This is a genomic window from Desulfonatronum thiosulfatophilum (assembly GCF_900104215.1).
GTDB classification, from domain to species: Bacteria; Desulfobacterota; Desulfovibrionia; order Desulfovibrionales; family Desulfonatronaceae; genus Desulfonatronum; species Desulfonatronum thiosulfatophilum.
Genome location: NZ_FMXO01000019.1, coordinates 28,260 through 40,044, shown reverse-complemented (window position 1 = coordinate 40,044; position 11,785 = coordinate 28,260). Strand labels below are relative to the sequence as shown.

Sequence of the window (11,785 nt, the reverse complement as noted above, 5' to 3'; positions counted from 1 at the left end):
TTCTGAACATGATTCCGCCATGTTGCTTTCGATTGGTTGAGTACCCTCAGCTGCTGGTAGATCTGGCATCCGGATTTTTATCCAGGGCGCCTGAAAGCACATTTTCATAAATTTTGATCAAGCTGTCGGCCTGGACGTGCGGAGAAAACTCCCGCAGCACCTTCGTGCGCCCATTGGCTCCATGAGTCGCCCTCATCGCCGGATCGGCCAGATAGGCGATGATCGCATCGGCCATGGACCGCGGTTCACGGACCGGGACAAGCCTTCCGGTCACCCCGTGCTCCACCACTTCCGGAACGCCCCCCACATCCGTCGCCACCACCGGGCGACCGAAAAGCATGGCCTCCATTGCCGTGTTGGGCAGCCCTTCGCTCAACGAAGGCATGACAACGAGGTCCAGGAGGGAATACCAAGGGGATATCTCGCTCTGAAAGCCCACGAAATGAACTCGCCCGTTCAGCCCCCTTGCCGCGCACATCTGTTTCAGCTTGCGTTCTTCCTGTCCGGAGCCGATCAGTAGAAGGATGGCGTCAGGTACCTGTTGCAATACTTCCTGAAAAGCGTCCATGAACCAAACATGTCCTTTCTCCGGACTCATTCTTCCGACAATGCCCAGTACGGGCCCGCCATTGCGGCCGACATGAAGTTTTCGCAACCGGTCCGCATCATGCTCAGGAATGTTGGTCTGAAAAGCGTCCGGATTGATCGCGTTGCGCAGGGTGCGGACTTGGGAAGGACTGAAGCCAAAATCGAGCATTTCCCGGCGCATCCTCTCGGAAACCGTAACCACGACATCGGCTTTGCGAACGACCAGCTTTTCCATTTTAAAATAACAACGAACCTTGAGATTCTCCGCGGTTCTCCCATGGAGGAAAGCCACCCAGGGGAGGCCTAATTTTCGTTTCAGAAGAAAAGCCAAGATGGAGGGTTTGTATCCATGGCTTTGCAGCAGATCGATCTTGTGGACGGCAATCAGTTTTTGGATTTTGCGGACCAAGGAAAAGTCCAATCGTCCCTTTTGGGAAATGATCTCCAGATGAATTCCTCGGCCTCTGAGTTCCTGGAACAGTTCCGGTTCCGGCAGAGCCGCGGGCCAAGTGAACCCCATATGGTAATGATATTGATTCGGATGGCTGTTCCGGACATGTTCCGTAAGCTGGAGAAGCTGGCGCAGCGGCCCGCTTAGATGATCCGTGGACATCAAGGTCAGTATTCTTTTCATGACTCACCAGGAAGTGGCGGCAGGTCTCTACGCAGTCGCGTGGTGATCGAGGACCAGTCATAGTTGGAGCGGGCAAAGGCCGAAGCGGATTCCCCGAGAGAGCGGCAGAGCTCGGCGTTCTCAAGCAACAGGCAAGTCTTGCTCGCAAAGTCGTCTACTTTTTCCGCAAGAAAGAGATGTTCTCCGTCCTTGATCGCTAGACCCTCCGCCCCGAGAGGCGTGGCGACGATCGCCCTGGCGCTGGCCATGGCCTCGAGTATCTTCAATCGTGTTCCGCCGCCCACCAGCAACGGCACCACGACGACACGAGCCCGAGCCAGAAAGGGGCGGACATCGGCAACCCTACCCGTAATCGTAATCCGCTCCTCGGCCAGACGAAGAATGGCCTCCGGAGGGTTCTTTCCCACGATGGTCAATCTCGTTCGAGGATTTATTCTCCAGACAAGCGGCAAAATGTTTTGGACGAAGTAGAGGACGCCGGAAATGTTGGCGTGATAGTCCATGCTCCCAACGAAGACCAAATCCTGTGCGGATGGATCCCACGGTTGGGGATGAAAATAATCGCAGTCTACGCCGTTGGGTATGACCTGTACCGGGGTCTGCAGACCATTGTTTCCGAGGAGTCGGCCATCTTCCGGGGAACAAACCAGAATCCGGTGAAACAGGGAGGCGACACGTCGTTCATAACGACGCAGTTTTCTCGCCGTAATGCGGGCGTACATGCGTTTCAGCGGATTCGGTTCGTTGACGGCGAATCGGTCAAGCAAGCTGGACTCCACGTTGTGCATGTCCAGAATGCGTCCCCCACGGCTTCCTGCTTTTGCAGCGTACTGGGCCATGACCACATCTTCGACCTGAATGAAGTCATAGTTCGTGGTCGCGGTCATTTCTTCCACCGCGGCGGCCATGGCCGGAATACGGTAGTTGTAGACATGAAACGGCATAGGCGTGAAAAGCCCGAGCAGCAGATCTTTTGGAGCGTAGGCCTTGGCACGGACGATCAGGAGCATGCGCTTGCACATCCTTTCCAGTTCCGGAAAATCGGAGGCTTGCTGTTCTGGTCCGCGAAAGCTGAGCAGATCCACCTGCCAACCCTCCTGAACAAAGCCCTTGATCAGGTGGAAGGTGCGAATTTTCCAGCCGTCGTCCAGCGGCGCCGGGACCCGGGCAGTGAGAAACAGGATGCGCTTCATGCCGCATCCACCTTAATCCGGAAATTGAATGGACCTATGCTGCGCACCCGTTGCATCTCCTGGAAGCCGGAGCGTTGCACGGCCTTGATGGAGGCGATGTTCGCATCATGGACGACGCAATATATCCGCTGCACGTTTTCAGCCATCAACTCGTGGATCGTGCATGCAAGAATCAAGGAACAAAGATGCCTGCCCCGATAGTCGGGCAGAGTGAGCATGTAGTTCACCTCCGCGCATCCTGGGCCGAGTTCAAGAAAACGGCTTGCCTTTCCGGGTGGGAAGATCCAATGCACATATGCCGGAAACTCATTCCAGAGCCCCATGAAATAATCGTGCACGTTGTGGCTGAGATCGCAGTAGAACTCTCCGGGGAGGGCGTAACGGCCACGAACGAGGCCAAGCTGGTGGTGATCGCCGCGAACGATCCGCAGTTCAACGGGCATATCCGGCTTTGAGGTTTCACCCCGGCCGCATGAGAAGACAATGAATGTGTTGACCCGGAACAGGCTGTAATACAAGAATTTGCAGATTCCTGGAAATCCGGCCCCATATCGGGTGTAGGCACTTTGACGGAAGTGACGCAGGGCGACGCCGGCAGCTCCCATGAATCTCATCCCCGAGCTCCAACGATTTGCAGCTGGGTTTCCAATCCGGAATGGTTCTCCTGGGCCTGTTCCTGCAACTCGACTTGCATCTCCAGTTTTCGGAGAATGCAGCACATGGCGATCAAAAAATAAAACATGACGAAATAGGCTGCGGAGAGGAACATTGCCGTGGCCACATATCCCCATAGGCTGACCTCCAGAGCCGTGGCCATCCAGAGATGATCCCTGAATATGCCTGGCTGCCGGGCATACTTCGCACGCAGACGGCGCAGGTAGCGGATGCTGGACGCGATGAGCCAGATAAACAGCACAAAGCCGCCTATTCCCAGTTCCGCTCCGATCTGGACGAACGCGTTATGGGCGGTCAACCATTTTCCTCCCTCTTCGCCATAGGAAAGACCGAGTCCTGTGGTGAATGCCGCTGCGCCGACCCCCGTGAGGGGATTTTGCATCATCATTTGCATTCCCCGCTTCCACAGCGCCTTGCGACCATATTCAGCGGAATAATTATAATCTTCTTCATAAGTCGTGATGGTTCGAATGCGTTCCCAATAGGTCTCCGGGGCAAACTGAAAAAAGGCCAGGACGGCAATGCCCAACACCAGAATTTTCGTCAGCCAGGTCCTATATTTATCCATAAACAGGATGAATATCGTAATTACCATCAGACCGATAAATCCTCCTCTGGAACCGGTGAGGATAAAAGCGAAAAGCAGGGCGAGCAGTATGCCCATCAGCACAAGCTTAGTGGGGCCTTTCCGGCTGTTCATGAAGAAGTAGACAATGGGCAGGGTTATGACGAAGAGCATGGCTATGTCATTGGGATCGTAAGTCGCGCTTGCGGCCAGGCGACCCGTGCCGCTGGCGGTGATCATGAAATATGCCAGGATCATTACGCCAAAGATGAATGCCCAAAACAGCTTTCGCAGGTCGTGAAAGTTGTTCACGGCATAGATCAGCAAAAAGAAAAACAGGATGGTTCGTGGAAAGCCCATCACCGCATGGTTGAAGCTTTGCCCTTGGTAGACGCTGAAAGGCACCGAAATCAGACATAATGCGAGAATTCCCAGAACCATCTTGACCTGCGGTATTTTCAACAGGGATGCCCGCATGGGCGGCTTGGGCGAGACCATCAACAAGGTCAGTGCCAGGAGAATGGCGATTTTCCCTAACTGCAATGGAATAAGAAACTGAAAAAGCTCTTGAATTCTCGCAACATACACCAGAACAAGCAGCATGATGCCGTACAACAACATGTTGTTTTGCGTGGAAACGTTCATTTTGGCTCCCCGATCAAAAGTGGTTCCAGGCGCGAAGCTGCCTTTTCCCAGGTATACTCCCTCGCCACCATCGATCTAGAGGCAAGTCCGAGATCACGACATCTTTGTGGATTGTCCAAAAGACGCAGAATGTTCTCAACAAACTCCACCCCAGTATTTGCGCGGACATAATGGGTGCCGGCTTCAGCCTGAATGGCTTCCATGCCCATATCGGTTGAAACCACGGCCCGCTCCATGGAAAACGCCTCCAGGACCTTGTTCTTCAAACCGCTGCCCATGCGCATGGGGTTGATCATCACGGGAACGGTTGCTGCAAAAGCATGCAAGTCTTCGAGAAAACCCGTGAGAATCAAGGCATCATCCTTCTTTGCTGCCTGCAGCAGCCAATCTGGAGCATTTTTCCCCACAACATACCAGCGTACTGCTTTTTGACGGAGCATTGGCCATGCCTCCTCCAGAAAATAGCGCACTGCCGTGGAATTGGGCGGAAAATCCAAGGCCCCCCAGAAAATCACAGCCCGCTTTTGTTCCGGACAAGGTACCTGTGCCGGAAGACGTACGCCGTTGGGAACGAGATGCAGCTTGCCATGTTGGCGGTTCAGGGCCTTGAGACGAGCCAAGTCTACCGGGGAAACAGCTGTCACGGCATCAAATTTTTCCGTAACGTTTCGCTCATCCCTCCTGGCACGTGCCAGGTAAAGACGCCGATGCATTCTCTCCCAATAATTCATTTGTTGATCCGCCGCGTATTCTCGCTCAAGGGTCAAGGTCCGGCTGTCGCAGATATCCAGCACTGTTCGGGTGTTGTTCAAGTTCATTCCAGCTACGAATTCGGCCATTTTCAAGCTGGTGACGAGCACGGCGTCCGCTTTTTCCCCATCGATCACTCTCATCAGTTCGTTTCGAATCTGTTTCCAGAAGGAAGGATTGAAACGTTTGACCAGATGCCCTTCCAGCGGTCGCAGGAAACGCTTCCAGGATGCTTTGCCGTTCATTCGCGGCAGGACCAAGCTCTTCCGGAAAACGTCTCCGGCCGTGGGCGACAAGGGGACCGATCCGTCAGAATTCTCACCGGAAAAACAAGCCACAAGGGAATGGGACGTGGAAAGCACATTGCAGAGATTGTAGACCCGCAACGTATTCCCGCAGCGCACCGGAAACGGAGCTTGATGATTCAATACAAGAATTGTCGCCATGAAACGTCACTCGCTCCCGCTGCCAACCAGATCCGAATTTCAACTCCGTTATGAGAGAGGTTCCGAAGAAAAGCCGCGCCCTTCCCCTGGAACCCGGGGGAAATTGGCAGTTGCCTCAATATCGCCGGTCTTTCGTTTCTCACGAGCTTCGCCTTTGCCGTTTCCATCGAAGTCGACCCGGCGCGCAATCTGCCGGAAATGCTCATTGCTTTCGATAAGATCGTCATAAGAGCCGGAGGCCACAAGTCGTCCCTTGTCCAGCATGAATATCGTGTCGCAATCCCGAACCGTACTCAGCCTGTGAGCGATCATCAGAATGGTTTTTTTCCGTGCCAGGCTCTGAATGTCCTTCATGACCTGTTCCTCGGTCACATTGTCCAGGGCACTGGTGGCTTCATCAAGAATCAGCACTTGCGGATCATGATACAAGGCTCTGGCAATCCCGATACGTTGCCGCTGACCGCCGCTGAGCCGGACGCCGCGTTCGCCCACCTGGGTTTGGTAGCCATGGGGAAGCTCTTTGGTCACGAAATCGTGCAAATTGGCGATTCTGGCCGCCCGCTCCACGGCCTCGAGATCCAAATCCGACTCTCCCACGCCAAAAGCGATGTTCCTGGCCACCGTATCATCCGTCAGGTAAATGAATTGCGGCACATACCCGATATTTCGCTGCCAACGAATCATCAAATCTTCATCCAGCAGCACTCCGTCCACCCGCAGTTGACCGCTTTGAGGAGCAAGCAGTCCGAGAATCACGTCAACAGTGGTTGTTTTTCCGGAGCCGGTGGCTCCGACAAAACCCACGGTCGTGTTCGCCTCGATACGCAGGCCCAATTCATGCAAAACCGGGTCGGCAGCTTGCGGATAGCTGTAGGTGACCTTCTCCAGGACTATCTCCTTGATTATGGGCAGTCGTTCCACCTGACCAAGCAACGGACTGTCCAGGGCGCCCGTTTTCTCCTGCATATCCTCGAGGAGCGCGTCCAGGGCCGCGGAGTTGAAACGCATCGTCGTGACGTTGGTGAACAGGGTTTGAAGTGCGGGCATCAGCCGATAGCCGGCAAAGGCGTACAACGCCAGCAGCGGGATGATCTCCGATGTCTGGCTGGCCGAGAACAGGAAGTAGACCACGATCAGGACGATGCCGCCGAAACCTATGGCCTCCAAAGCGAATTTGGGAGCCTGCGTGATCACCGCAAGCCTGCTCTCCGTATGCGCCAGTTCTCGGTTGTACGACGCAAACTTATCCAGAAAAATTTTTTCCCGCCCCATGATCTTCAGATCTTTGATCCCGCAAAGCGCTTCAGACGCCGTCTGAAAGCGGCCTCGATTGGCCTGGGCACGTCTTTTGCCGAGGGTGTCCAATCCCCTGCGCACAGAAATGAAGATCATGGCATAGCTCCCTCCAAGAATCAGCACGACCATCAAGGCCAGAACAGGATCCACCGCCACAAGCATCGCGAAAATGAGCACCGTGATGGTCCCTCTGGCAACTATGGCCAATATCGGCTGCAGAACGCTGTAGATGACCCGTGAAACTTCCTCAAGAACATTCTTGCCCATATTGGACGTATTTCGGGTCAAGAAGAACTGATACGGTTGCATCATGTAAAATTGGAGCATCTTCCGAGACAGGTTTGCTTTGCAGTAATGGATAAATCGCGTGTTGAACCACATGGAAACCAGACGCAGCAAGTTGGACGAAACAATCAGTATCAGTACAGCGATTCCGATAAAAATTAGAAATTGATTTGCGCTTGTGAATTCAAATCGTTGGTAGATCATTTGCAGATATTGGTTTGTCTCTATAACATGCGGATTCGTCACAACAGCCATGAACGGCATGACAGAGGCAATGCTGAGCATGTCAACCAGTGCCGTGGACAGCATTGCCAGAAACAGCAAATACACCTTCAGGCGTTCACGCCTGGAGAGCAAGGAAAGAATTTTTTTAAATTTGTGCATTATCAGACATCATCCTAATTCTTGTAGACCGTATTAACGCCCGCAAAAGAAAATCTACTCTTGGAATGCTCCGCGGTGTCAAAACTGGTCATTGTTTTCTTGGATCCCATGTGATGAAGACCTGACCGGTCATCAGCCGACACAAACCCAGCACTGCAGCGGCATGAAGCAACGTGAACATGGCTGGAACACGCAACAGTCCTTCGGTGCGCCTCCAACCGGCGATGACCGCCAGATAGAAACCGAACTGGATCGTGAACAGGATCTGATACCTGAGACCTTCATCCAGCAACAAGAGATTGAAGAACAGCAACGCCGCCATAAGAGGCAACGTGATCCAACGCAGCACCTTGTGCGAGATCATGGCCCAGAAATGGCCCACACGGCCGGCATGGAGCAAATTTTTAGCCTGCGAGAACACGATCAGCCAGGATTGGGCCATGATTCGCGTCTGGCGTTGCAGTTCCTTGCCCGCATCACCATCCTGAACTTCCCGGCACAAGGCCTCGGATTCCTGCACGGCCCGAAGCCCCCTGCAAACGACTTGCAGAGGATGAATGAAATCATTGATGTACTCCGCCGGCAGCGGCTGGTAGAGATCCGCGCGTAGAGCGTATATGGCGCCGTCCGCTCCGACAATGGATACCGTGCCACTCTCCTGCTCCTTGATGAAATCTTCGTATTGCCGATAGACTCCCCCGGAATGTTCCGTATTGTTCCGTGCATCCAGGTAGACTGATCGACCGCTGACAAGTCCCACTTCAGGGTCCGCGAAATGTCGGGTCAGCTTGCGCAAGGCATCCGGAGCAAACATGGAATTGGCGTCCGTAAATACCAGGATGTCGCCTTTCGCTTCGGCGGCGGCCCGGTTCAGAGCCAGGGTTTTGCCTCCGCGCTCCTCCTGGACGATCAGTCTGATTCGCGGTGAATCAAATGATGCGACAATGGCCTCGGTCCCATCCGAACAACCATCCGAAACAACGATCATTTCCAAGGCTTGCGAATCATAATCCAGCTGCAGAAAGTTTTCGAGCTTGCTCCTGATCACCTGCTCCTCGTTGTAGACGGAAAGAAGCATGCTCACAGTGGGAATGCGACGCTCATCAAACCTCGAACGTTGTCCTGCCGTTCGCGCAAAGATCCATATCAGGGCAGGGTAGCCGATAAATGCGTAGAAGAGGAGCAGGAAGCAAACCCAGAAAAAGATTTCAATCATGGAGTTTTCTTGGTCCCAGAGGTTGACGTTACGGACGTGACGGTTTGTATGTCTTCAAATGCCGCTTGAGCTATATTGACAATTATTTCAGCCAACCTTTGATCCACGCCCAGATGAGTGGGCAGGGTGACCATTCGCTGGGCGATTTCCCTGGCGCCGAAGGTCTTTGGAACAGGATCGGCCAGCCTGGAACGCAGTGCCGGCAGGTCGACCAGAGCCATTGGATAGAGACGTCTGACTCCATAGGCTGCCAACTGACGCATCTTGTCCCGGCAACGGACCAGGATCGGGAAACGGACGCAGCTTGGTACGTAACTCAATGATCCTTGCGTCGGACCTGATTGAAAGCCCTTGATGTAGATCTCTCCGATCATGGCCCGATGTTGATTCAACAATGCAAGATCGGACAAAGCTGCTGTCCCTATGCGTTGCAACGCCGCGGCCATGGACGTCACGGGAAAGCCGGGATCATAAACAGTTCGACCCAGGCCTATGGGCAGTTTTTCCAGCATCCAGTACAGACGCGGCCAGGACATGATGCGTGTCATCGCAGGAGCCATGGGGCCTTTGGAACCGTTCGGAGATGTCAAAACCGCTTCTGCAATGCGCTTCAACGGAGTAGTCGCCTTTGGACTGTTTGCGATTAAAGCTCCGCCGCCGCCCAGGGGCAGAGGTTTTCCCCGGCCGAAACTGTAAACGGTGAAATCAGCCCCAGTCGAAAATTGCTTCGTCTGGTTGGAAGCCATGAACTGCGCTGAATCCTCAATTAAGCAAACACCGTGCCGCTGTGCCGCGGAAATCAACGGTTCGAGGTCCGCGGGCATCCCCAACAGATGCTGGCCCACCACGGCCAGGGTGCGATCCGAAAGCGCACGCTCCACACTATGCAGGTCTGGTTGGAATGTTCGCGGATTCAGGTCATACAGGGCCACACGCAACCCGGCTTTGACCGCGGCCGCGGCTACGGAATAGCAGGTGTAGCCCGGAAGCAGGACTTCAGATTTTTCCGGCCCGGCTTGGCCGCGCAACTCCTTGAAAAGCAGATACAGCAAAATCCTGGCGCTGCCTGCGAGAATGCATGCGCGGCCTGAGGTCAGATTCCGTATTTTTCCGGAAAAATCAGACCGCCCCGGGATGAAGCCCTTGGACAAGGCGGTCCAGGAAAGACGTGTTTCGGCGGGTGGGATATTGTAGAGAAGCATGATGATCAGCGGTCGATATATTTGCGCAGACATGGTCCCAGTATATTTGCCGCCGGCAACGGCAGGCATTTCCAGACGGATTCCATGGTGCGGCGAAGGGAGCCGTTCGTTTGTTCGTCTGCCTGTGATCTCGCTGTCCCCAGTCTGTACCAAGCCAGAGGGGCAGGCGCCGCACCCCACTGTTTTTTGAAGGAGTAGGTGCCTTCCCCGGGAGTGGACCTGCCGAAATCGAAGGACGAACAACCGCTGTCAGCGGCAAACTTCAGGAAGGTCCAGTACAACAGCATGTTTGGACTGAGCCGGTTGAATTCCCGCAGAGCCGAAGCCCATGGGATGGATACGGTTCGCCCGTGGCAGAGAATGATTCCGGCGGCAGCGGGTGAATTTCCTGCATAGACCACGCCCACCACAGCCTGCTTGCCAAAGGCCTGAATAATCGCGGTCAACCATGACTTGCCATGGACGGGGGAGCCCAGGTCGCGCATGTTTCTTGTAAATACTTGGTAAAAGTCGTTCAGGAGTTCGCTGCCTCCCAGACGACACGTCAGCCCGTTCTTCTCCGCCCGATTGATCTGGCTGCGTAATTTTGATTTGAATCCCGACCAAAGTTCATCCGCCGTACTCGGCAGTGCCAGCAGCATTCGGCATTTGTTCGTAGTCTGGATAAATCCGCCATGAGAGAGAATTGCCCCTGCTGGAGCAGGGCAGCGTATCTCCAGATCCGCGCGCTGATCCGCGGCCAGCTTCAGAGCTTGGTTTAAAAGGTTTTCCGCCACCGCCGGGTCATCGGCCAGCAATCCCCCGAAGTCGCAAAAGGGCAAGGAAACCAATCGATTTTTGACCAGTGGAGGCTTGACCGTCACCAAGGGCAAAGAGCCGACAACGTCAGAACCCGAAAATGCCGCCAAATATGATGTTTTATGGCCATAGCCCACCTGCACCGCCTTTTTCCACGCAGTCGTCAGGTATGGGCTGCCATGTTCGTGGTGGAGCACGTATCGGTCCCAGGCGGGATACGCTGATTCCGAAAGAAACTGGCTTTTTATCTGGAATCGCCGCGGCATGACTTCATCGATCCTGTTCATGTCCGGAGGGCAGCGGGCCGAAGGAGAAGTCCCTGAGCAGTCTGCAAAAACGCGCTTGCGTCTTGTCCAGATTGTTGTAGTGGCGAAATCTGGAGAAAGGTGAAGCCTTGTTGAATCTGGGCTGTTCCGGATCAATCTCCCAGGGATGGAGGTAGAAGATGAAAGGGCGTCTTTCGATAGTGTTGATGCGTTTCAAGGCCCAATTGCTGAACCAGTAGGGAAAGAGCCGAAAATAACCGCCGCCGGAGACGGGGATGTTCTTCCCCATGATCTTGGCCGTTGAAACAGGGAATTCGACCATCCCCGGCTGAGGCAGGTCGTACTGGAAACGTGGCGCGTCCGGGATGCCGTAGGTGTCGTGATGGATGGGAAAGATGCTTGAATCGGTGCTAAACCCGACTTCATGCAGAATATCCAGGGCCCAGAGAGACTTGCTGGTGATGGAATAGCTGGGGGCGCGGTAGGCGGTAACGGATCCACCGCTGAGCTGCTCCAGGAGTGTCTTGCTCCGCTCCGTGTCCGTGCGGAACTCTTCCGGGGTCAGATCAAAGACATTGCGATGCCAGTAGCTGTGACAACCAATCACGTGCCCCTGTCCGGCAATCCGTCGGACCAGGTCCGGCTCCTTTTCCGCTATCCAGCCAAGAATGAAGAAGGTTGCCGTTACCTGGTACTTGTCCAGGATTTGGAGAATGCGAGAAGTATTGGTCGTGACACGTCGGGAAAGGTGGTCCCATTCTTCCCGTTTGATGATGCGGCTGAAGGCGTTGACCTGAAAATAGTCCTCCACGTCAATGGTCAGGTAGTTCTGCATCCAAGAG

Annotated in this window: 10 protein-coding genes; all 10 read right to left on the bottom strand. The window is 54.4% G+C overall.

Features of this window, described 5'->3' with window-relative positions; translation table 11 throughout:
• Positions 1-46: 46 nt before the first annotated feature.
• Positions 47-1,222: a glycosyltransferase family 4 protein gene (locus BLP93_RS14790; RefSeq protein ID WP_092123384.1), complete on the bottom strand. Its 1,176-nt coding sequence runs from the start codon at positions 1,220-1,222 to the stop codon at positions 47-49.
• A complete protein-coding gene (locus BLP93_RS14785) occupies positions 1,219-2,415 on the bottom strand; it encodes a glycosyltransferase (protein WP_092123382.1) in 1,197 nt (398 codons plus the stop codon). Before BLP93_RS14785 ends, BLP93_RS14790 begins: the two co-directional genes overlap by 4 nt.
• A complete protein-coding gene (locus tag BLP93_RS14780) occupies positions 2,412-3,029 on the bottom strand; it encodes a GNAT family N-acetyltransferase (protein WP_161946359.1) in 618 nt (205 codons plus the stop codon). Before BLP93_RS14780 ends, BLP93_RS14785 begins: the two co-directional genes overlap by 4 nt.
• Positions 3,026-4,300, bottom strand: a complete 1,275-nt coding sequence (locus BLP93_RS14775; protein ID WP_092123380.1) for an O-antigen ligase family protein — start codon at positions 4,298-4,300, stop codon at positions 3,026-3,028. The genes BLP93_RS14780 and BLP93_RS14775 overlap by 4 nt, the downstream gene beginning before the upstream one ends.
• Positions 4,297-5,496: a glycosyltransferase family 4 protein gene (locus tag BLP93_RS14770; protein WP_092123378.1), complete on the bottom strand. Its 1,200-nt coding sequence runs from the start codon at positions 5,494-5,496 to the stop codon at positions 4,297-4,299. Before BLP93_RS14770 ends, BLP93_RS14775 begins: the two co-directional genes overlap by 4 nt.
• A 48-nt stretch (positions 5,497-5,544) precedes the next feature.
• Positions 5,545-7,281: an ABC transporter ATP-binding protein gene (locus BLP93_RS14765; RefSeq protein WP_244148780.1), complete on the bottom strand. Its 1,737-nt coding sequence runs from the start codon at positions 7,279-7,281 to the stop codon at positions 5,545-5,547.
• 268 nt (positions 7,282-7,549) lie between these two features.
• Positions 7,550-8,677, bottom strand: coding sequence for a glycosyltransferase family 2 protein (locus tag BLP93_RS14760; RefSeq protein ID WP_244148776.1), 1,128 nt, complete (start codon positions 8,675-8,677; stop codon positions 7,550-7,552).
• Positions 8,674-9,912, bottom strand: a complete 1,239-nt coding sequence (locus BLP93_RS14755) for a DegT/DnrJ/EryC1/StrS family aminotransferase (protein ID WP_161946358.1) — start codon at positions 9,910-9,912, stop codon at positions 8,674-8,676. Before BLP93_RS14755 ends, BLP93_RS14760 begins: the two co-directional genes overlap by 4 nt.
• Complete coding sequence (locus BLP93_RS14750; protein ID WP_092123372.1) at positions 9,885-10,964, bottom strand: FemAB family XrtA/PEP-CTERM system-associated protein; 1,080 nt, start codon at positions 10,962-10,964, stop codon at positions 9,885-9,887. Before BLP93_RS14750 ends, BLP93_RS14755 begins: the two co-directional genes overlap by 28 nt.
• The gene (locus BLP93_RS14745; RefSeq protein WP_092123370.1) at positions 10,948-11,778 is read right to left on the bottom strand and encodes an XrtA system polysaccharide deacetylase; all 831 of its coding nucleotides are present in this window, start codon (positions 11,776-11,778) and stop codon (positions 10,948-10,950) included. Before BLP93_RS14745 ends, BLP93_RS14750 begins: the two co-directional genes overlap by 17 nt.
• Positions 11,779-11,785: the final 7 nt, after the last annotated feature.

Excerpts from the sequence above, each read along its gene's own strand:
- BLP93_RS14785 (WP_092123382.1), bottom strand. The coding sequence starts at position 2,415 with ATGAAGCGCATCCTGTTTCTCACTGCCCGGGTCCCGGCGCCGCTGGAC.
- BLP93_RS14755 (WP_161946358.1), bottom strand. The coding sequence starts at position 9,912 with ATGTCTGCGCAAATATATCGACCGCTGATCATCATGCTTCTCTACAAT.
- BLP93_RS14790 (WP_092123384.1), bottom strand. The coding sequence starts at position 1,222 with ATGAAAAGAATACTGACCTTGATGTCCACGGATCATCTAAGCGGGCCG.
- BLP93_RS14780 (WP_161946359.1), bottom strand. The coding sequence starts at position 3,029 with ATGAGATTCATGGGAGCTGCCGGCGTCGCCCTGCGTCACTTCCGTCAA.
- BLP93_RS14770 (WP_092123378.1), bottom strand. The coding sequence starts at position 5,496 with ATGGCGACAATTCTTGTATTGAATCATCAAGCTCCGTTTCCGGTGCGC.
- BLP93_RS14775 (WP_092123380.1), bottom strand. The coding sequence starts at position 4,300 with ATGAACGTTTCCACGCAAAACAACATGTTGTTGTACGGCATCATGCTG.
- BLP93_RS14760 (WP_244148776.1), bottom strand. The coding sequence starts at position 8,677 with ATGATTGAAATCTTTTTCTGGGTTTGCTTCCTGCTCCTCTTCTACGCA.
- BLP93_RS14750 (WP_092123372.1), bottom strand. The coding sequence starts at position 10,964 with ATGAACAGGATCGATGAAGTCATGCCGCGGCGATTCCAGATAAAAAGC.
- BLP93_RS14745 (WP_092123370.1), bottom strand. The coding sequence starts at position 11,778 with ATGCAGAACTACCTGACCATTGACGTGGAGGACTATTTTCAGGTCAAC.
- BLP93_RS14765 (WP_244148780.1), bottom strand. The coding sequence starts at position 7,281 with ATGATCTACCAACGATTTGAATTCACAAGCGCAAATCAATTTCTAATT.